Source organism: Wolbachia endosymbiont (group A) of Melitta haemorrhoidalis, from assembly GCF_964273365.1.
Taxonomy (GTDB): domain Bacteria; phylum Pseudomonadota; class Alphaproteobacteria; order Rickettsiales; family Anaplasmataceae; genus Wolbachia; species Wolbachia pipientis.
This window is the reverse complement of the sequence record NZ_OZ187004.1, coordinates 777,337-798,915: the sequence shown is the minus strand read 5'-3', so window position 1 is coordinate 798,915 and position 21,579 is coordinate 777,337. Positions and strand designations below refer to the sequence as shown.

The 21,579-nt window shown below is 35.0% G+C and carries 15 protein-coding genes; 9 read left to right on the top strand and 6 right to left on the bottom strand.

Features of this window, described 5'->3' with window-relative positions:
* Window positions 1-4: 4 nt before the first annotated feature.
* The 9 genes from ACICPZ_RS04120 to ACICPZ_RS04080 all read left to right on the top strand — a co-directional run bounded on the left by ACICPZ_RS04120 (window position 5) and on the right by ACICPZ_RS04080 (window position 18,133).
* The gene (locus ACICPZ_RS04120) at window positions 5-8,713 is read left to right on the top strand and encodes an ankyrin repeat domain-containing protein (RefSeq protein ID WP_395462144.1); all 8,709 of its coding nucleotides are present in this window, start codon (window positions 5-7) and stop codon (window positions 8,711-8,713) included.
* Window positions 8,714-8,965: 252 nt separating this feature from the next.
* Window positions 8,966-10,312, top strand: coding sequence for an IS110 family transposase (locus ACICPZ_RS04115; RefSeq protein WP_065106789.1), 1,347 nt, complete (start codon window positions 8,966-8,968; stop codon window positions 10,310-10,312).
* A gap of 15 nt (window positions 10,313-10,327) precedes the next feature.
* Window positions 10,328-10,648, top strand: coding sequence for a hypothetical protein (locus ACICPZ_RS04110; protein WP_264373863.1), 321 nt, complete (start codon window positions 10,328-10,330; stop codon window positions 10,646-10,648).
* Window positions 10,649-10,922: 274 nt separating this feature from the next.
* On the top strand, window positions 10,923-13,418 hold the full coding sequence (gene mutS / locus ACICPZ_RS04105) for a DNA mismatch repair protein MutS (RefSeq protein ID WP_264374052.1): 2,496 nt from the start codon (window positions 10,923-10,925) through the stop codon (window positions 13,416-13,418).
* Window positions 13,419-14,129: 711 nt separating this feature from the next.
* Entirely contained in the window at window positions 14,130-14,264 is a 135-nt protein-coding gene (locus ACICPZ_RS04100) for a hypothetical protein (protein ID WP_010962423.1), read from the top strand.
* Window positions 14,265-14,301: 37 nt separating this feature from the next.
* Window positions 14,302-15,480 (top strand): ribonuclease D, encoded by a 1,179-nt coding sequence (locus ACICPZ_RS04095; protein WP_264373864.1) that lies wholly within the window; start codon window positions 14,302-14,304, stop codon window positions 15,478-15,480.
* Between the two features lie 312 nt (window positions 15,481-15,792).
* A complete protein-coding gene (gene coaE, locus ACICPZ_RS04090; protein WP_264373865.1) occupies window positions 15,793-16,380 on the top strand; it encodes a dephospho-CoA kinase in 588 nt (195 codons plus the stop codon).
* A 58-nt stretch (window positions 16,381-16,438) separates the two neighbouring features.
* Window positions 16,439-16,639, top strand: coding sequence for a hypothetical protein (locus tag ACICPZ_RS04085; RefSeq protein WP_209473407.1), 201 nt, complete (start codon window positions 16,439-16,441; stop codon window positions 16,637-16,639).
* A 90-nt stretch (window positions 16,640-16,729) separates the two neighbouring features.
* Window positions 16,730-18,133: an NAD(P)H-dependent flavin oxidoreductase gene (locus ACICPZ_RS04080; protein WP_264373866.1), complete on the top strand. Its 1,404-nt coding sequence runs from the start codon at window positions 16,730-16,732 to the stop codon at window positions 18,131-18,133.
* A gap of 91 nt (window positions 18,134-18,224) precedes the next feature.
* Here the strand turns inward: ACICPZ_RS04080 and ACICPZ_RS04075 are convergent, their stop codons facing one another.
* The 6 genes from ACICPZ_RS04075 to ACICPZ_RS04050 all read right to left on the bottom strand — a co-directional run bounded on the left by ACICPZ_RS04075 (window position 18,225) and on the right by ACICPZ_RS04050 (window position 21,480).
* Window positions 18,225-18,389, bottom strand: coding sequence for an IS3 family transposase (locus tag ACICPZ_RS04075; RefSeq protein ID WP_010082072.1), 165 nt, complete (start codon window positions 18,387-18,389; stop codon window positions 18,225-18,227).
* Window positions 18,382-18,543: a DDE-type integrase/transposase/recombinase gene (locus ACICPZ_RS04070; RefSeq protein WP_010082071.1), complete on the bottom strand. Its 162-nt coding sequence runs from the start codon at window positions 18,541-18,543 to the stop codon at window positions 18,382-18,384. Before ACICPZ_RS04070 ends, ACICPZ_RS04075 begins: the two co-directional genes overlap by 8 nt.
* A 3-nt stretch (window positions 18,544-18,546) precedes the next feature.
* Window positions 18,547-18,894 (bottom strand): IS3 family transposase, encoded by a 348-nt coding sequence (locus tag ACICPZ_RS04065; RefSeq protein ID WP_182319997.1) that lies wholly within the window; start codon window positions 18,892-18,894, stop codon window positions 18,547-18,549.
* A 71-nt stretch (window positions 18,895-18,965) separates the two neighbouring features.
* The gene (locus ACICPZ_RS04060) at window positions 18,966-19,259 is read right to left on the bottom strand and encodes a transposase (protein WP_264706324.1); all 294 of its coding nucleotides are present in this window, start codon (window positions 19,257-19,259) and stop codon (window positions 18,966-18,968) included.
* Between the two features lie 170 nt (window positions 19,260-19,429).
* Window positions 19,430-20,602, bottom strand: coding sequence for a porin (locus ACICPZ_RS04055; RefSeq protein ID WP_264329757.1), 1,173 nt, complete (start codon window positions 20,600-20,602; stop codon window positions 19,430-19,432).
* Between the two features lie 62 nt (window positions 20,603-20,664).
* A complete protein-coding gene (locus tag ACICPZ_RS04050) occupies window positions 20,665-21,480 on the bottom strand; it encodes a hypothetical protein (protein WP_264374144.1) in 816 nt (271 codons plus the stop codon).
* Between the last annotated feature and the right edge of the window lie 99 nt (window positions 21,481-21,579).

Below are 21,579 nucleotides of genomic sequence, written 5' to 3'. Positions count from 1 at the left end.
ATTTATGCTAAATGAAGAAAGACCACAAGATTTTGAGTTAATAGAATTACTAATTCAAGAAGCAGGAAAAGCTATTCCAAGCGCTTCAGCTCAACAGAAGGATGGACTTGATAAATCTTTCAAAGCAAGGTTTCAGTCGTATATTTATCAGATTCCATCTTATATGCATTCTGTAGAAAAGAAAGGGTTTTTTCCTCACTTTTTCTTCGGAAGCTTTTCTACGCTGCTGGATACAAAGATAGCAAAGGAGTTAGGTATTGAAAAGATTTATTTTAGTTTTGATGGTCCGCAAACTTTAAAGGTAGCTGTTATAAAAAAGGGTGAGATTAGAAATGAAGCAGGTGTGATCGATAAGGTAAGATTATTTGTAATCTCAGAGCAAGGTGCCCGTTCTGCAACTCGGAGGTTCAGTTATGGTGAGTTGAGGGATGCATTAGGTAGGCTTTATCCTGCAAGGTTTCAACCTGTTTTTGATAACAAGGGTAAATTAAAAGTTAAGTTAGTCACAATTAACAAAGATAAAATTAATCAACAGAGAATCTTTGTTGCAGTGGAAGATAAAAATTTATATGAGGATGACCCTTCTCAAGATAAGTTTAAGGAAATAGAGAAAGGACTATGGAGCAACCCAGAAGATGACATAGAAAAGCTGGCTGGTTCTGACAAAGAAAGAGTTAAAGAATCTTCTAGGGAAGTTCTCAAAAAGATCAGCGAGATTCATTATAAATATGAGAGCTCACTTGAATATGGTAAAGAAGGCAGAAAGGCATTCCGTGAGGCAGCACATCATGGGTTTATAGCAGGTGCTTTGAACAATTTCCGCTATAGATATAATCTTAGAGTTTACTTAGAGCAATTTGCGGGAAGGGGTTATGCGGATATTGTATTACTAGCACGTGGTCCTAATCGTGCGTTAGATTCTATTCCTATTATTATTGAGTTGAAGGCTGCTACTTCTGAAGAGTTAAAAAAGTTAAAGAAAGGTGAGGAGGTAAAAGAAAATAGCAAAACTACACCAGCCAAAGCTTTAGAACAAGCGATAGAGTATACAAAAGGCTTTCAACCAAATGTTCAGCGAGTTTTAACTACTGCAGACAATATTCTGTGTGTTGGTGTAAATCTTGATTATCCATCTCCTATTTCCAATATTAAAGCAGAGGATCGTGAGACAAAAATTGTTCCTCTTTTTCAAGATATGTTAGAGTCTACTGATGAATGGAATAAGAACGATATTGATAAAGAGACATTAAAAACACGGATTCTGAATAATATGGAACGTATTTATCATACGTTTCCTGGCACAGGAGAGAAGGGGGATAATCACTATTTCAGTAGGTTTTTATTAGGACAATCGTTATTGTTAAATGAAGTTGAACCTTTAGGAACTAAATTTAAGAAACATATTTTTATTTATAATGAAAATATACCTACTGAGATTCAGTCTGAATCGAGCAGGCCTCAGCGACCAGCAGCTGAAAAAGCTAGAGAAAAAATAGGAGAATCATCTAGACTTGATAAAAGCCATGCAGTTGTATCAATGGTGCTTATTCCAAAAGGTGATGAAAAATTAGTTTATGTAATAAATGTTGTTGAAGCTGATGGAAGAGCTGGGGTACTGAGTAAAGGAGTTCCTCTTGATAACCTAAACGAGAAAATAGGAAATAGAAAAATAGCTGAGTTAAATCTTAATTTTAATATCAAGAAACAAAAATCAGGTTTTAAAGAATATTTGAGTATAGAAGCTAATGAATATACTTCTCTAGAACAGTATAGCGAAAAGAAAACGAGTAGATTTGAAGGTAGCTTTAAGGATGTTCCTTATCCTGATCAGCTAAAAGAAACATTTGATAGAGTATTAGATTCTCAACTTACTTCTGCTCAGTCTTCATCAATAAATGAGTATAACGAATTGTTTAAAAAAATTGGAGAAGGAATATGGTCTTTTAAGACTCTTATTAATAACGAACCTCATTTCCAGGGGATATTGAATGGAGCGTCTAGTTATTATAGTGATTTAAAGTTACAAGAATCACCAGAAGCTAGAGCATTGGTTTTAACTGAGTTTCAAACTGGTAGAGGGGAACGTATTGATATGCTGGTGCATGGTATTAAGTTTGAAGGTGATGGTAAAAATGCTAAAGAATATACTCCTATAGGGTTGGAGCTTAAGGCATCAAGGCAGGGTAAAGGAGCTAAAGCATTATTAAAAGAAGCAGAAGATCAAATAAATAAAGAATATAAAGAAGGTGTCACCTATAAAACACTTACAGATGGTGATGAGGTGAAATTTATCGGTGTTGTTTTCGACAAAGGAGCTAAAAAGGCAGATTCTCTTATTCTAACAAGCGAAAAATCTATTCCTGTTAAGGTGGTTCATAGCTCAACACTCGTTTTGCCTACTGTAGATAACTTAAGTAGTTGTTTAGGACAAGGTAATAGAAAGAAAAGAAGTACTAATGGATGCTTATTCTCATGGGATGATATAGATAAGTTTAATACGGAAAAGGTAGATAAAAGAAACAAGGGTAAAATCAAGATTGATAATGAGAAATTTCTGACTTACATTAAAGATAGTCAGGATAAAGGTAAGAGTGCTCAATTGGTGGAATTTATTGGAGAAAGGATTACTCCAACTATTGAAGGTGATCATAAATATTTACTCAATGAAGTAATTCAGGATGGGGGATATGTAAACTATGCTCAGAATAAGCGTATTAAAGACTTACAAAATGACGTTTTACAACAAGATAATGGTTTAACAAAAAATCCAAAACTAAAGAGCAGGTTAATGAATGCTGCAGGTAGAATACAATTAATAAGGGGAATACATGTTGCTATTGTATCTTGTAAGGATGGAACGGCAACAGATTGTGGATTAAATTTAGGCGGAATAGTATGGTCTTTTGCATCTCAGCCAATTGAGAATGTGATGGTTAAAATTACACCAAAAGTTGTAGCATCAGCTGAAAAGGTTGTAGGAAAGGTTATACCAGGTACTTTAGGTAAACAGACAAAGTTTGCTATCCGAGTTGTAGGGGTAAAATTTGGAACAACGGTAGCAAAAGGCATAGCTGGAGCTTTGGCTGGAGCTTTTGACATTGTTGATATAGGTATGTCAGCAAGTAATCTTGTAGATTGTAAAAAAAGGGAGAATAGTGGTAATCCATGCGGAGAGAAGGAAATAAGAGATAATATAGCATCTATATCTTTTTCTGGTGTATCATTTTTTTCTGGTGTTGCTCTTACAGCACTTAGTATGCCTGGGGTTGGTATTGCAGTTGGGGCTGGATTAATGGTAGGTTATGGAGTTTATAGTGGCGTTAGCAATATCGTAGAGTACGAGAAAAAGTATGATACAACTCATGATGAGAATTGGCGTATTTTTTGGCATACACTTGCTTTGCAACCTATACCAGTTGATGTACAACATCTTGCAGATAGGCAGAATATAGTTAATAGTTTAGCTAAAGAGGCCTGGAAAGCTTTAAGCAAAAGTCCTAGTAATGTAGTTGCTTATGGTATTGGTCTTGGAAAAGTAAGCGACGGTACTCTTCGTCCAAGTTATTCAAGGATTTCAATGGATAAAGAAGATGCTAATACAGAGAATCTCTCACGTGTTTTACCTGATCCAATCGAAAATGCTACAATGATTTGTTTACCACAAATTACTCATGAAGATTATGAAAAAGATATTAAAAAATCAATTCCATCAGCTGTACACTATTGTGATAATGCAATGGTTATTGCCGATAAAAGAAGGAAAAGCAGTGGCGAAACAATTGTTTATGATCTGAGAAATATAGATAAGGTTGATGGAAGTAATAAACTCAATAATAACTTCTTAATTTTTCAGGATGCAACAGAAATAACTGGCGGTAATAATGTAGTAAATAGGTTTGCTTTTGTAAATAACTCTAGCTTTTCGGGTAAAGTCATTGGTGGAAGTAACTCTACTAATATACTTGATTTAAGCCAATTAAAAGATAAGCTTATAAAAGCGAATGTTAATGATATCCATCGGTCATTAAAAGTGAAAATAAATGATCATTTATTGATTGATGATTCTGCTGGTAATAATCTTTCTAGTTATTATTATGTCGGAAGGCAGAAAAAGGTGGATAAGATCTTATGTGGGGATTATTCTAAGCCTCTTACAGGGAATGACAATCGTGATATTATTATAGATAGTGGTGGTGGTTTTGACAATGATGTGGAAGACATAATTGAAAATTGCGAGAAGGTAATTATTTCACCATATACTACAGTTAAAGGCGGAAAAGGCAATTATGCTTTCCATGTAAAAACTGCAGATTATAAAGGTAGAGATTTGCATTCAGAAATTAATGTAAAAGGAACAGGAACTGTAATCTTTCCAGAAACTGATCTACTAAGTGACCATAATGAGATAACTTATTCTTCGAGTAATAACACTTTATCCCTAAAAATAGGATTAGGTCAAAATAACCAATATACTCTTGACATTAAAAATTATATTGAGAAAAGCAGCGGTAAACCTAATTTTACACTGATAGATAAGAACGGTAGTAATATTGTTCCTAAGATCGAAAAATTAGGATCACCCACTGCAAAGATTAATTCATTTGAATTGCATACAGAGTATCCCCTTGATAATCTTGATGCTGTGAAAAATCATTACAAGAAAATTCTCAACAATAATAAGAGCTATAAAGTCTTTGGTGTTGTGAGAGATAAAGTACAAAATCAGAGCAATAGCACAGTTCCACATATGATGTTTGGTTCTTCAGGGGATGATATAATAAACTGTGATCAAGAAACTATGTTTGCTAGAGGTGGAAACGGAAGTGATGTATATGTTATTGGTAGTGATGTAGGAAAAAGAGAAGTTATAATTGATAATAACTCAGATGATAAAAAATTAGATGTGCTATTTATGCCAGAAGTTCCGAAGGAGTTTTCAGCTCAACAGTGTAACTTGTATTTAAACTACAATGACACTCGCATTCAAGTAGAAGGATATCTTCAGGGTGACAGCTATGCACACCTTATGGTCATGAATAGCAAGGGAGAAACCTTTATTCCTTACATACAATCAATGTCATGTACTAGTTCTTCTGTAAAAAATGGTAAGTTAGTTCCTTTTTTCCATGCTATACAAACTCAAAACATGTTTTTCCTATCTAAAGATTTCCAATATGATCATGTAGTAATTGATTCTCGTTCTGAGGATATTGAGCAATATAAAGACAAAGGTGATCTTTTATTGATGAGAGAAAGTAAAGTTCCTTTTACTATGAAAATAGAAGGTTATTTTGATGATCAAAGTAGATGGAAAGATGTTAATTTTCATCTGTGGAATAATGGTAATTTTTCATATTTCGACCTACCACAAGAGATTGATGGAGTAATAAGTTATCAAGATAAGCTTAAGGATGATTACAAAAAGGTTATAAAAGAATATGTTATAGATTTTAATCAGTCTGTTGATATTAAACATAATCAAAACGATGATTTAACTTCTGTAGGGCAAGGTGAAGAACGTGTAGGATTGATGATATTGAAAGACATCACTCCAGGTCAGGTTCAGGTTTCTTCTAGTGGCTCAGATCTGGTGTTGCATGATACAAAATCTAACTGTACGACTAATATAAAAAACTGGGATAGTTCTGAATCTCACAGGATTTCTACATTGGAATTTGATTTAGGCTTGGATCCAATAGTAATTCGTAGGTTGAATAGGTTTAGCTTATCTAATGTGGAAGAAATACAAACTTTGATTGATAAAGCTTCAGAAAATTATAAAAACAAAGCTGATGGCACAGGAACGGAAAATGATTTTAAGTGTTTAGTGTCAGTTAATGGCTTTGAGAGTGGAAATAAAACATATGAGTGTTTAGGTTTTTCTTCACTACAAGATCAAATTAACTTTACAGAAAAGCTCTGCAGTGTAGAGCAAATTGAGGAATTCAAAAATAAAATGCAAAATAGTGATCAAGTTTTAACGCTACTTAAAAAGTTAAAAGATGACCTTTCACTGAGCGGTTATGACCAAAATGCAATAGGTCAGTATAATGAGTTAGTGGTAACTTCAGAATTTAAGCCCTTGATAAGCAAAGTAGCTCAGGAAGGTGAATGGAATAAAGTTAAAGCTTTTCTTGATGAGACTGCTAACAGGAGCAGTGTCGATATTGAGAATAAAAACAAATGGTCAGAAAGTTGGACTTTGTTACACTATGCTGTTTACAACGGTAATTTGAATCTAGTAAATGGTGTGTTCGACCTTCTGCTAGCCAAAGTTGGTGATATCAATGCTCAAGACAAATGGTATTGGACACCATTACACTATGCTGTTTATTATAATGAACCTAATATGGTCAAATTTCTTATAGATAGAGGTGCCAACATTGAAGCTAGAAGTAAGGAGAGTGGGACACCTCTGTATTTGGCTGTTAAAGAAGGTAAGTTAGATGTGGTCAAATCTCTTTTTGGTGAAAATGTTGATGATAACCCATATAAGATGATGAAACTGATTAGAAGTTTGGAGAAGGAAATTATTAGTCGAGCAAATACTCCATCTAATGTAAAAGAATGGGCGGCATCTTATGTAAGTAGTCTGAGAGATTCAATAAAAAGTGTAGCAAGAAAAGAGTTAAAGAATGATATGTTCGATGATAGTTATGCTTCAACCACTGAGCTTGCTAATAAGATTTACAATTTCGATAAAAAGTTGTTTGGTGGAATAATTAAAGAAGTTGTGAATGATGTATATGGGGAAATAGATACAGAAGAAATGTTAAGATTTATACGTAGTTATGATAGTACTACGCAGAAAATTCAAGGTTATGTAGCTGTGTTTGATAAGATGAAAAGGGAGAACAACCTTAACAATAATGCAGTGTTTAATTTGGCCTTTTATGTGAAGGAAGTTATGAAAGCAGGTGATTACAGTAGTGTCAATTCAGAAAAGAGATCTGAGCTTGAAAAAATAAAAAAAGAATTACCAGAGTCATTGAGGAATCTAGTATTTTCGTCAAAGGTATGTATTAAAAATGTTGGATATGGAAGGTACTTATATTCACCTAGTGATTATAAGGATTTTCAATTTGACAGTGATCGGCGGCGTGTGTTTACCTGGCCTTCAAAATTAGGGGATGATCAATTTAAGTGGAAGGTTGAACTTAATGGCGATAATGTATATCTAAAGAATGTTGGATATGGAAGGTACTTATATTCACCTAGTGATTATAAGGATTTTCAATTTGACAGTGATCGGCGGCGTGTGTTTACCTGGCCTTCAAAATTAGGGGATGATCAATTTAAGTGGAAGGTTGAACTTAATGGCGATAATGTATATCTAAAGAATGTTGGATATGGAAGGTACTTATATTCACCTAGTGATTATAAGGATTTTCAATTTGACAGTGATCGGCGGCGTGTGTTTACCTGGCCTTCAAAATTAGGGGATGATCAATTTAAGTGGAAGGTTGAAAATTGTGGATCTGCTCGCAAGAGGCGTGATATGCAACACCATAGAAAGTCTTTACAAGAGGAGGGACGTCCTGTCTACCTTGAGTCAAGGGAAGTTGATCCAAGGGAAGAATTAAAGTATCTTGTCAATGAAGCTGCTAAAAATGGTGAATGGGATACAGTAAATTTTTTCCTTGATAAAACTGCTGAAAGAAGTCCGGATTATATTGCAATCAAAGATCAATTCTCAACAAGTTGGACTACTTTACACTATGCTGTTTATAATGGCAATTTGGATCTAGTTAGGGATATATTTCAGTTTCTTTCAAACAAGAATACCATTATTAATGCTGGTGACGGAGATGATCGGGCACCTTTGCACTATGCTGTTTTGTATGGTCCATCTGATATGGTAGAGCTTCTTATGGATGAAGGTGCTGATATTTGGACCAAAGATAGAGAAGAGAAGACTCCTCTCAAAGTAGCACGTGAGCATAATAGGTTAGAAATATTAAAATATCTTGTAGAATATAAAGATAGAGATGGTAGAACACAACTGTACTTTGCTGCTGAAATAGGTGATTTAGATAAAGCTAGATTTCTTCTTGAGAATGGTGCTAATATTGAAGCTAAAAATGGAGAATATCAAGCAACTGCTTTACATGCAGCTGTTATAAATAATAAGCTAAATGTAGTTCAACTACTTCTTGGTAATGGTGCTGATATTGAAGCTGAGGACAAGGACGGCTGGAAACCTTTGCATTGCGCTGCTACTTTTGACTGGGCGTTTAATATAGTCGAAGTTCTTGTAGAGAAAGGTGCTAACATTAATGCAAAAAATAATGAAGACAAAACACCTTTAGAAGTGGCAAATGAATACAATCAATCAAAAATGGTAAACTTCCTTGTAAATAAAAGGGATCAACATGGTTGTATGCTATTACACTATGCTGCCCGAGAAGGTAATTTGGATTTAATTAAGCTTCTTATTATTAATGGTGCTGAAATTGAAGCTGAAAATGATGAAGGTAAAACACCTTTAGAGGTGGCAAGAGAGTATTCTAAATTAGAAGCAGCTGGAATCCTTTCTATAAATAAAGATATTAAGGAAGGTAAGCTAGATGAAGTCAAGCACTTTCTTGCTAATAGTGCTAGCAGAAGTGATACTGATGCTAAAGACAAAGATAAATGGTCGAAAGATTGGAGTCTTTTACACTACGCTGTTTACAACGGTAACTTAAATTTATTCAAAGCCCAGAACAGATAAAATCTGTAAAACCAAAAAGAAACTCCCTCTTTACTTTATGTTCTTTGGGTATAGTGTTATGAAGAAGCGCTTCTGCAGCTATAACCGAAACAATCAATGGTGCTATAAATGCCCGTTTGAAAGCATGGTTTTGGGGGAAATGGTAAAACCATTGATGGAGTTCTTTTTGGGCTACCTCGTTTAGAAGATTGTATAACCTAACCGTCCCAAGCTGAAGTGCTTCTTATCATAATAATATAGGAGGGATTTTATATGGCAGAAGCAAAAAGTAAATTAAAAACAATAAACCTTGATGCAGCAGGGATTGATATTGGCTCGACTGTACATTATGTATGTGTACCTGAAGGAAGAGATGAACAACGTATCCAAAAATTTGGGTGCTTTACAGTAGATCTACACAACTTAGCAAAGTGGTTAAAAAAGTGTCAGGTTAGAACTGTAGCCATGGAGTCAACTGGAGTATATTGGATTCCCTTATTTCAAATATTAGAATCACATAAATTTGAAGTAAAATTAGTAAATGCGCGACATGTCAAAAATGTGCCTGGTAGAAAGTCTGATGTTCAAGATTGTCAATGGCTGCAACAATTGCACAGCTATGGACTGCTTCAAGGATCATTTAGACCGGATAATCAAATGTGTGTACTGCGTAGTTACGTTAGACAACGTGCTAATCTAATTGAAAATGCAGCTAAACATACTCAACGTATGCAAAAAGCGCTAATTCAAATGAATATTCAATTACACAAGGTTATTAGTCATATTACTGGGATAACTGGTATGAAAATCATTGAAGCTATAATTGAAGGCGAAAGAGATCCTGAGAAATTGGCTAAATTCAGGGATGCACGAATAAAAAATGATCAGTCTACTATAGCAAAAGCGTTAGCTGGTGATTATAGAGAGGAACACTTGTTTGTGCTAAAACAAGAATATGCAGCATATACTTTTTTTCAAGAGCAAATAACGGGATGTGATAAAAGTATAGAAAATTACTATAAAACATTTGAAACAAAGTCGAATGAGAACAGGGCATTGAATAAGACACGAAAGAGAAAACAGAAGAATAGTCCAGATTTTGCCGTAGATGAAGATTTATATCGAATAACGGGGATGGATTTTACTAGAGTTCCAGGACTTGATGTATTAAGTGTACAGGCTATCATTTCAGAAACAGGTATAAATCACAATAAATGGAGGACAGAAAAGCATTTTTCTTCCTGGCTCGGATTAAGTCCTGCTAATAAAATTACAGGAGGGAAAATTATTGGAACAAGAACTCGTAAAGTTGTTAATCGTGCTGCAACTGCCTTGCGACTTGCTGCTCATTGTGTATCAAGAAGCAACACTGCACTTGGTGCATACTGCAGGAGGTTAAAGAAGCGACTAGGGATACCAAAAGCGATCACTGCTACAGCAAGGAAATTAGCATGTATTTTTTATAATATGCTAAAATATGGACAAGAATATGTAGAAAAAGGAATGAACTATTATGAAACACTCTACAAAGAGAGAGTAGTCAAAAATTTGACTAAAAAAGCAAAGGAATTTGGTTATATACTAATGAAAGAGGAGCCGATAGATGAAGAAGGTTCTTAGGAGTTTCTTAGAAGTATGAAAAAACAAGCTAATACGAAAAAAGAAAGCGCTATGGTAGGCAGTTTGGTGCCTGGCGTAATAATTGGTGGTTTTCTTGGTGTTGTACTTGGAGCTGGTGTGTGTGTTGCAGTAAGTCTTTCTGGTGGTATGATACTAGGTGTAATGATAGCATCTTCTCTTGTTGCTAGTATAGCTATTGGACTGGCCATGTATTTTTTGAGTCAAGACTATGAACAGGCTAAAGCGATAGAAAAAACTATTAGCACTGTTAGCTCTGAAATATCTGTTGATGATACAACTGTCGCAAATGGTAAAAAGGGGCCACAACTTACATAGAAAAAGCTATAGTATTTTTCAAACTAAATAATAAACCTTGTAATTAGGATATTCTGGATTCCAGCGTCACGCGCTGGAATGACAACTGTGTTTTTGCTTTTTTGTCATCAAATACTCCTACTCTTTATGTCATCCAAGTGTCCTGACTACTTGGATCCAAGAAATTTAATTGTTTTAAATTTTCCCCTCTATACACCTATTTAAAATTTATGTTATTCACATGTGCAATATAATCTATAATAACGTTTATCAATACAATATATTAAAAAATATTATGAGCTTCGTAAAAGAAAAAAACACCCCTGTGATGGAGCAGTATTTGAACCTGAAAGCTCAATACAAGGATCATCTGCTATTTTATAGGCTAGGAGATTTTTATGAGTTGTTTTTCGATGATGCTATTAAAGCTGCGAAATTGCTGAATATAGTGCTCACTAAGAGAGGTAATTCGTGTGGGCAAGAAATACCAATGTGTGGAGTGCCAGCACACAGTAGTGAGTCTTACCTGCACAAGCTAATAGATTTAGGATTCAAAGTAGCAATCTGTGATCAATTAGAAACTGCTGATGAAGCAAAAAAGAGGGGCTATAAATCCATAGTAAAACGTGATGTAGTGCGAGTTGTAACTCCAGGTACAATTATAGAAGATTCACTACTGGAGGATAAAAGCAATAATTATCTCGCGTCCATAGTTGAACAAAATGACGAATATGCTATTAGTTGGCTTGAATTATCGACGGGAAAATTTTTTCACACTTTAACGAGTTTGAAAGCTCTAGATAGTGATTTGTTGCGTATATCACCAAGAGAATTATTAATTTCTGAAAAATTCACTGAGGACGAAAAAATTAGATCGATTTTAAAAAATTATAAAATATCAATTACGCAACACGCACAGAGCTTTTTTGAGTATAGTAAATCTCACAGAACGTTATGCGAGTTTTATAAAATCAGGGAACTTGGGAGTATAGGAAATTTCAGCAAAGTAGAAATCATGGCGTGTGGTGCACTGCTTGAATATGTCAGAGTAACACAAAGGGGCTCTATTCCAAGGCTTGAATTCCCAAAAACCTATAAGCAACAAAATTTCATGCTTATTGATGCTTCAGCAAGGAGAAATCTTGAGTTATTTTCAACTCAATTTGGTGAAAAGAAAGGTTCACTAATTTCAGTTATTGATCACACAGTTACAGCCTCTGGTGGACGCCTGCTCAAGCAAATGCTCGCTTCACCACTTGCTTGCTCCAAGGCAATCAATTTGAGGCTCAGCACCGCTCAATTTTTTGTAAATAATCATGAGCCACGCAGAAAAATACGAGAGATATTATCTAACATTCCGGATATTGAAAGGTCTTTATCGCGCTTAATACTAGGGCGTGGTTCACCAAAGGATATGAACCTATTGAAAATAGGCCTAGGAAAGACTTTAGAATTGTCTGAGTTCTTATGTAAAATTGAATCAGGTGAAAATGGATCTCTCCCACAACAATATGTCATCCAAACTGAGATCCAGCCAGCGTCACGCGCTGGAATAACAGTAAAATCAGACGAGAGTGAACTAAGCACAATACATAAAAGCCTTGGCAATCATAAAGACCTATTTGAACTGTTAAATAGTGCTATACTCGATAATAACCTCAGTTCCGTGAAAGAAGGAGGATTTATTCACTCAAAATACAACTCAGAATTATCTGAGTTATCCTACATATTAAATAATAGTAATAAACTAATAACCAAACTCCGTGAATCTTATCGCGACCTAACTGGCATTGCCGCACTCAAAATATTACACAACAACATACTTGGTTATTACGTTGAAGTGTCGGCAAATCACAAAATAACTTCGGATATATTTATTCATAGGCAAAGCTTAGCAAATAGCATGCGCTACACTACTAATGAATTGAAAGAACTAGAAAATAAAATTCTTACGGCACGTGATGCTGCAATCGGCTTAGAAATGAAAATTTTTAGTGAACTGTGTAGTGAAGTCGCTAAAGAATCTGAAAAAATTGCTCTTGCTGCAAATGCTTTGGCAAAACTTGATATTAGAACCGCATTTGCAGAGCTTGCAGTGCAAAATAATTACGTAAAACCCATTATTGATGACAGCAAAGAGTTCAATATCTGTAGCGGAAGACATCCAGTGGTTGAAGTTAACGATAAATTCATTGCAAATAGCATCAATTTAGCTGGTATACATCTAATTACTGGTCCTAATATGGCTGGAAAAAGCACTTTCTTGAGGCAAAACGCTCTCATTGCAATTTTAGCTCACATGGGGTCATTTGTGCCAGCAGAGAGTGCACATATTGGAGTGATTGACAAGATATTCAGCAGGGTTGGCGCAACGGATAATATAACAGCTGGTTATTCTACCTTCATGGTAGAGATGATCGAAACAGCAACGATAGTAAATCAGGCAACGGACCGTTCCTTGGTGATACTTGATGAAATTGGTAGGGGCACAGGGGTATATGATGGATTATCTATTGCACAGGCGGTGATTGAACATATTCACAATGTAAATAAGTGCCGCGCCATTTTTGCAACTCATTATCATGAATTAACTAAAGTAAGCAAATACTTGAAGAACGTGAAATGTTTTTGTGTAAAAATAAGAGAGTGGAACGGAGAGGTTATTTTTCTACATGAAGTAATTGAAGGCATTGCAGATGAGTCATATGGAATACATGTAGCAAAACTTGCTGGTTTTCCTGATTCTGTTTTAAATAGAGCAAGTGAAGTGTTTGAGGAGCTGAAGGCTTGAATCATTATTATAAGTGAAGAATTACCTATACAATCGTGGTAGTAGCTATAGAAACGAAAAACTTACTTGACACCCTTCGCCAGCGCCCTTATCATGATAGTGAAGCTATTGTATTTGCTTTCGCCAATCTGCAGATTAAAAGGTAAGGATTACTTAATGTATCGGCGTCTTATGTTCAATTTTTTGCAGTATATAGATACTGTATGTCTTTACAAAACTTCATCTACATCTAGATTTTTATCTAAATAAGCTGAACGCGCTTATAAAGCGTTACAAGACATCAAAAAATGCCAATACTCGACAGAGATAGTAAAAGACTAGCTAACTCGGGGATTCTTTGTCTTTTTTTCTGCTTAGTAAACTTCTTAAACATTTGCAGCGTAAGTTAGTTGCAATTAAAAGCAGCTTAATCTTGCTTGTCAAGCGTTTAAAACATAAAAAACGCCAATATTTTAAAGCGGATAATAACCCCAGGGCTTCTTTTGCCTTTTTTTTTATTTGGTAAATTTCTTAATATTTATAGCTAAACGACAATCGTCATCCCGCTACTTGTTAGCGGGATCTAGAGATACCGCGGCGGTATGACGTAGGACTGCTGTCATCCCAGTGCTCCTTTTTTTGTCATCCCAGTCTGGGATCTATTTTGCATGTAACTCCAATTGTGTTTTGGCATAAAACGCGACGCGTATTAGACTTATTTGCAAGCAAAGCTTGCTAGATCCAAGTAGTCAGGGCACTGGGATGACAGGAGAAGGAAGCACTGGGATTGGGATGGAAAAGGCTATTTGTGTGATGCCAATGAGTGATAGAAAGTTCTGCAAGAAGTCATTAATTGCAAAAATTTAATATAAATTATAAAATAAATCCACTGAATAAAAAATATATGCTAATTAGTACAACATCAGAACTGGAGAATACATGTGAAGAGTTAATAGCAAAAAAGCCGAAATTTATAGCAGTTGACACGGAGTTCATTAGAAATAATTTAATCTACTACCCAAAATTATCGTTAATTCAAATTTCTTACGGAGAGAAGAGTTTTATTGTAGACGCATTAGTGCCAGAAATTGATTTGTCATTCATTAAGAAAATAATGCTGAATCAAGAAATAACTAAAGTGTTTCATAGCTGCCGGCAGGATATAGAATCCTTACTCACTGTGTTTAAATGTATTCCCACTCCCATTTTTGATACCCAAGTTGCCGCTATGTTTTGTCATTATTATCATGACTTTATTGGTTACTCAAAAGTAGTGGAGCAATATCAAGGGATAGCACTGGATAAAATTAAAGCTAAAAATTCAGATTGGTTAAGGCGTCCGTTGTCCGAAGACCAGTTAGATTATGCAGTAAACGACGTGGTACACCTATATGACCTACACCAAATATTGTGCAATAAACTTGAAGAAAATAATAAGATGGGTTGGTTTCAAGAAGAGATGGAATCAATAGTTGATATAAATAAGTATTTACATAGCCCAAAAGATGCATGGAAGAGGATTAAATTTAATTATGAAGTAAATCCAAGATTGATACTAACTGTTAAAGCAGTTAGTGAGTGGCAAGAAACCTTAGCACAGCGCTATAATATGAACCGTAATAAAATAATCAATAATGCTGTAATAGCTGATTTTATTGAAAAAAATGTAGAGCATGTTGATGAGATTTTAGATGATCTCAAGAGGAATACAAAAAATATAAAAGATGCGGATTTACTAGAGTTTGTGAATATTTTTAATGAAAATGAGAGAAATTGGATGCAGCAAAACAACACCTTATCGAGTAATTATGACAAATCTGTACTTGATATACTCTCAATTATTTTAGATAGTAAATGTAAAGAAAGTAACATATCAAGGAAATTAGTTTCTTCAAAAGATGAGTTAACCGGGTCAATATCTGGACAGACAGATAAATTATTCAAGGGATGGAGATATGATTTTTTTGGCAGGTCAGTTGAATCATTTTTGAACACAAGCTCAAAATTTGAGATTTCAGCAGTGAAATCCGCAAATAATATAACCAAAATTCAGAGTAATTTAGTGGAGAATAACTGTTGCTAAAGTAACTTAGATTTATCGACAATCGTCATCCCGCTACGTGTTAGTGGCTAAGAGATACCACGGCGGTATGACGGTTAAGTAGGGTGTTATCCAAGTAGCCCTGACTACTTCGATCCAGGAAAATTGATTGTAAACGAGCAAACATTTTCGATAAAATTACCAAAAAGCTAGATCCCAGACTGGGATGACACCACCTACAAATTGCAATGTTCGTATAGTTATGTGCTTGACACTGGGATCTAGAAAATCTAGTTAATATATATAGAGAAACCTTAGCTATAGTTTCAAAAGAAGTCGAATGTATTTTGTTATATGATTATAAGTCTAACAGGCGGAATTGGGGTAGGAAAGAGCTTTGTAGCTAATTGCTTTCAAGAGTTTGGTGCTGTTGTATTTGATGCTGATTCTGTTGTACACCAACTTTATAAAGTGGATAAAAGCATAATAAGTTATGCAGAGAAAAGTTTTCCTGGAGTGGTAGTAAATGGTGAAATAGATAGAACAGTACTGTCTAAATATTTCTTAGCCTACGATGAAAATTGGAAACAATTTCAATCTTTGGTTCACTCTGCTGTGCTGCGTGAATTAGAATTTTTTATTGCCAAGGAAAAAAAGATCGATAGAAAACTTTTAGTTTTAGATGTGCCACTTCTATTAGAAACAAAATTTTATTTATATTGCGACCTTATTGTTTTTGTTCATGCAGATAGCGTTGTGCAAGCTCAAAGACTTAACGAACGCAACATAGATAAAGAAAAGCTTAATCTAATCTCCGATGTTCAGTTATCTATTGAGGAGAAAAGGAAGATGAGTGACTTTATTATCGATACCAGTGTAAGCAAAGAGTATGTTTTTTCTCAAGTAAAAGATATAGTGGATTCATTAAACCTAAACACGTAGCTCTACGTCATACCGCCGCGGTATCTCTAGATCCCGCTAACAAGCAGCGGGATGACGGTTGTCAGGATCCCAGCAGCCTCCCTCCCCTGTCATCCAAGTAGCCCCCTATGGTGTCATCCCAGTGCCCAGACACTGGGATCCAGGAAAATTGATTGTGCACTATAGCAACATTTTTGATCAAAAACTGGATTCCAGTGTCAAGCACTGGAATGACACCCTTCCGATGGGAACTGCTCTCAAACTACAACAGCATGAGTAGCTACAGAAGCTTTAATGATACAAGAAAAAATAAACAGCTATCATTTTTTTAGTAATTAAGTAAAATAGAGTGAAAGATTGCGAGGAAGTTTTGAAAAATAAGATAAAAAAGATAGTAATTTCAGGAAAGGAAGTGTGGCCAATCATCGAAGGTGGTAAAGGCATTGCAGTTAGTGATGGGAGATCAAGCGGAGCATTTGCTGCAGCAGATGCTGTGGGTACATTTTCTGGTGCAAATGCTAAGCTTATTGATGATAATGGCGAGTTAGTGCCACTAATTTATAAAGGCAAAACAAGAAATGAAAAGCATAGTGAATTGATTGAGTATAGTATTGAAGCTGGAATTAGTCAGGCAAGAATAGCAAATGAAATATCAAAAGGTCATGGAAGAATACACATGAATGTACTTTGGGAGATGGGAGCAGCAGAACGCGTACTTCATGGCATATTAGAAGGAGCGAAAGGTTTGATTCATGGTATTACCTGCGGTGCTGGTATGCCTTATAGGCTTGGAGAAATTGCAGCTAAATATCAGGTTTATTATTACCCTATTATCTCATCGGTGCGTGCTTTTAAAGCATTATGGAAGCGTACTTACCAAAGAATATCTTCCTATTTGCTTGGTGGAGTAGTGTATGAAGATCCATGGCTTGCTGGAGGGCACAATGGACTCAGTAACAGTGAAGACCCAGAGCTACCACAGGCTCCATTTGAAAGAGTTGCAGAGCTTAGATCTTTCATGAACGAGGTCGGTCTCTCAGAAACACCAATTGTTATGGCAGGAGGAGTGTGGCATTTGAAAGATTGGGAACATTGGTTTGACAATCTGCAAATTGGACCAATAGCTTTTCAGTTTGGCACTCGTCCACTTTTGACGAAAGAAAGCCCAATTTCTGCAGAGTGGAAAAAGAAGCTACTCACTTTAGAAGAAGGTGATGTATTTTTAAATAAATTCAGTCCAACAGGGTTTTATTCATCTGCGGTGAGGAATAATTTTATACGTGAGTTACAGGAACGAAAATTACATCAAGTAAATTTTTCAGAAAATGCCAGCGAAGAATCCAATAGTGAATTTGCAATGGGTAGCAGAGGTAGGAAGATCTACCTTACTGCAAAAGACAAAGAACTGGCAAATACATGGACTAAAGCAGGGTACACAGAAGCAATGAAAACCCCAGATTCAACTGTTATTTTTGTGACGCCAGATAAATTTAAACAAATAAGAGAAGATCAAATCAATTGTATGGGATGTTTGAGCCATTGTTTGTTTAGCAATTGGAAAGATCATGGTGACCATTCAACAGGACGAAAGCCAGATCCGCGTAGTTTTTGCATACAAAAAACACTGCAAAACGTTATACACGATGGTGATATTGAGAACGAACTCATGTTTTCCGGGCACAATGTGTACAAATTTAAGCAAGATCCATTTTATGAGAATGGCTACGTACCGGCAGTAAAAGAACTGGTGGAAAGGATATTGACTGGGTATTGAGTCAGTGACCTTACCCAGAAAAAGTGGAGAGAAAGTGTGGAATGTTTTTTACAAAAAGAATGATGCATCAAATTGTTCTGGAATGCAATAGTTAATAGTGACGTTGTTTGTTATAAAAAATTTCTATGTATTCAAATATTGCAGTTCTAGTTTGTTGAGCAGAGTGTTGTGAAGTATCAATAAGTATTTCTCTTTTCAATGAGCTAAAGAAGCTTTCTGCAACAGAATTGTCGTAACAACAGCCTTTATTACTCATCTATATTCTTTACAGCTAAGAGATATTGATACCCTTGCGCAGTATATTGTGAACCTTGGTCACTGTGCAGCAGTAGATTTTTAACAGGTTTACGCCTATTAATGGCCATTAATAAAGAGTTCATAACCAATTGTTTATTTATTGCACTACTCATTAACTACCATACGTGAGAATTATTGCTGCCAAATATAGCCATCCCTCCTTGGTTTTGATGTAAGTAATCCCATACTTTATTTGGTTGATCAACAATAAAGTTTTGATCTAGTATATTGGGAGCTACAGCTCTATTATCTGTTTGTTGTTTTTTAATTTTAAACTTTCTTTTCAGTATAGCCCTGATGTCATTTTTCTGCATAATACTTTGCACCGTTTTCAAATTGCAACTTTTACCCAAAGCCTTCAATTCAGCATGAATTTTAGGAGCTCCATATCTACATTTAGAAACTTGATATATTTTTTGAATAGCTTCGAGTAGCTCTTTATTTGCTGATTCTCTACTGCTTATTTTTCTTGTGGTCCACTTATAGTAGCCACTAGCAGAAAATCCTACATAATTCCTGTACTTTATAGCAGTTACTATATAAAAAAATATTTTACTCTTTTTGACTGGCCAGGGCTTTTTTTTAAATGTCTCTTTCCCTTGTTACTCTTGCTTTGTAAATCAAACCTCTCTTTGTCATAAGGTGCTACATCTGGAAATGCATTTGCCGCTGACTTTTTTTCGTTATATTTCTTCATCCATTTTCCTAATACACTATCCCTTATTCCTAGATCTCTTGCTACTTTTGCAACTGGTTGACCTGCCTTTCTTTGTTCATTTGCCAGTTTAACAGCTTCCAATTTGAATTCTGCCGTATATTCTCTTACCATTTCTAATCCTCCAAAATTTTATTTTACCCGAAAAAACTCTTTTCTTTCTCTCCACTTTTTCTGGGTAAGGTCAGTTTACTGGCCTCTCCATGAGTGAGATTGAAAAATTAAGTGGAAATCTGTGAACGGTTACCTTGGATGACAGAAAAGAGTGTTGGAAGGAGGCAATATTAAAAACTTAATTTCAGTCCAGCCAAGAACACATAACCAGAGTTGTTATTTTCTATTTTAGGCTCTTTTGTACTAAACTTTACAATATCGAAATAGTATGAAGTACCTAAAAAAAGAGAATTTTCAAGACTTAAAGCATATGATGTTAACTCGTTTGTACCTTCGCCTGCAATATCCCTACCACTACTAAAATATGTTAAGCTTGATTTGTAAGAATCAGAATGGTAAGCGATACCTGCATTCATATAATACGTATTATTTATTTCAGGATTACGCTTCTCACCAGATTTACCACCATTACCATACGAAAAAATGCAATCAAGATCGAACAATTTTAGCTTCAAACCAAAATTCCAGTGTAGTAATTGATTGCGGCATTCATAATTTTTAGAAGTCCCATCTGAGCAATCAGTTAAATTTTCTCTTGCAAATTCACCAGTCAAAGCTGTAGTAAAACCTATATCATCTGACAAGCTGTTTTTATAGGAAAGGCCAGCAGCAATTAAATTGCTGTACTGTAAGTTATTTTTTCCTGGAACATAACTGAATCCGAGTTGAAAGTTATAGATTTCAGGGGAGATGTAGTTAATTGATGATTGTTTTAACCCTAGTTCGAGTTCATTATAATCGCTATAAATATTGGGCTTGACCCAGAACACCTTGTCTTGATCATATCCAGGGTCACCATCTTTTTTATGATCACCGCGCAAATTTGCATAGTTTGTCCAATGACCATTTACTCCTCCAGCAGCTGCATAAATTTTTGAAGTGTTAATTAACATGCTCTGACTAACTAAACTTCTTTTACCATATTCAACTGATCCAAGTTCCTGGTTTTTTATGATAAAATACCATTCCTCCATGTCTAACTTTTCTATGTCTAACGCTTTTAGGTTTGCAATACCAGAAACCCCTGCCTTAACATTAACCCCCATTTGAGTATTTGGATAAACTTGCTGTAAATAAAGAAAGCGCAAGTATGAATAACTTGAAGTTTTATCCTTAGGCTTAGCATTGAAAGAATCTCTGTTGAAGGCGTAGCCGAATCTCAAATCTATTTTTCCGTCTAGTTCTGCATAAAATATTTCCTTATCCAAAATTGTTTTAGAGCTAGCACTATTCTGCAAAAACAATGATGAAAGCAGTGCTACCAGGTAGTACTTTAACTTCATAAATAACCTTAAATCTTTATAAAAATTTAAGTTTAAACTCAATATAAATAAAAAACAACTTTTCAGAAGGCACCGCTGGTAGATTTTGCTGCCTGTTTTTGAGCTATATTCCCATAAATTATTGATACACTTGGTAATTTTTGCATTAATAACTGCTTATTAATGGCAGAATGTATACGATTAATTATTTTAGATGTACTTTTTACATCGCAGTTAATCAAAACAAAAAGCACTTTATTCTCATCAATATACCCTAGAAAATCATCACTACGGCAATTTTTATAAAAATGTTCTATGACAACTTTCAGTGCATCATTTGTCTCGCTACAGCTACTATTTAAGCCAATTATTCCTATAGCTGCATTAATTTGATGTTGAAAGGCGAAATTCAATATAACGTATAACTCTAAAATAGTGGACTCATTGCCCGGTATATCGAATAAGTCATGGTTTTTATATTTCTTACCCATTAGATATTCATCTCTAAAGATTCCTAATTTATGGGACAAACTGATATCACGTATTAACAGCTCATAATTTATTTTATTACTGGCAAATTGTGCAGTGCGGAAAACTTTTACTTTTGTCCTGATATCTTCTCCTTTAGCATCAGTTAAGGAAAAATCTATCACTTTAGGTAATATATCAAGTAAATCGTGCCCATTTTCGGTATACTCTAAATAATTCTTCATGTCGTCAGCTGCTCTTGCACTTAAAATATTGATTAACGGCTTATTAAGTAAATTCCCTTCCTCGTATTTTAACAAATTCCTTGCGGCTTGATTGAGCCCTAAAATTAACACGTTTTTTTTCTTATTATCCTGACAAACAGATACCACAGCATCATCTTTTCTTCTTGCAGTTATGAAATCATCCATACTTTCATTCTATACAGCGTATTTATAAGTATAATAAGATTATATTAAGATTTACTTACTTATTGATATGCTTAATTAGGTATAGACAAAATGTCATAC

What these genes read in the sequence shown, in the direction of transcription:
- ACICPZ_RS04120 (WP_395462144.1), top strand. Translation starts at nt 5, where the DNA reads ATGCTAAATGAAGAAAGACCACAAGATTTTGAGTTAATAGAATTACTA.
- ACICPZ_RS04115 (WP_065106789.1), top strand. Translation starts at nt 8,966, where the DNA reads ATGGCAGAAGCAAAAAGTAAATTAAAAACAATAAACCTTGATGCAGCA.
- ACICPZ_RS04110 (WP_264373863.1), top strand. Translation starts at nt 10,328, where the DNA reads ATGAAAAAACAAGCTAATACGAAAAAAGAAAGCGCTATGGTAGGCAGT.
- mutS (WP_264374052.1), top strand. Translation starts at nt 10,923, where the DNA reads ATGAGCTTCGTAAAAGAAAAAAACACCCCTGTGATGGAGCAGTATTTG.
- ACICPZ_RS04095 (WP_264373864.1), top strand. Translation starts at nt 14,302, where the DNA reads ATGCTAATTAGTACAACATCAGAACTGGAGAATACATGTGAAGAGTTA.
- coaE (WP_264373865.1), top strand. Translation starts at nt 15,793, where the DNA reads ATGATTATAAGTCTAACAGGCGGAATTGGGGTAGGAAAGAGCTTTGTA.
- ACICPZ_RS04075 (WP_010082072.1), bottom strand. Translation starts at nt 18,389, where the DNA reads ATGAGTAATAAAGGCTGTTGTTACGACAATTCTGTTGCAGAAAGCTTC.
- ACICPZ_RS04070 (WP_010082071.1), bottom strand. Translation starts at nt 18,543, where the DNA reads ATGAGTAGTGCAATAAATAAACAATTGGTTATGAACTCTTTATTAATG.
- ACICPZ_RS04060 (WP_264706324.1), bottom strand. Translation starts at nt 19,259, where the DNA reads ATGGTAAGAGAATATACGGCAGAATTCAAATTGGAAGCTGTTAAACTG.
- ACICPZ_RS04055 (WP_264329757.1), bottom strand. Translation starts at nt 20,602, where the DNA reads ATGAAGTTAAAGTACTACCTGGTAGCACTGCTTTCATCATTGTTTTTG.
- ACICPZ_RS04050 (WP_264374144.1), bottom strand. Translation starts at nt 21,480, where the DNA reads ATGGATGATTTCATAACTGCAAGAAGAAAAGATGATGCTGTGGTATCT.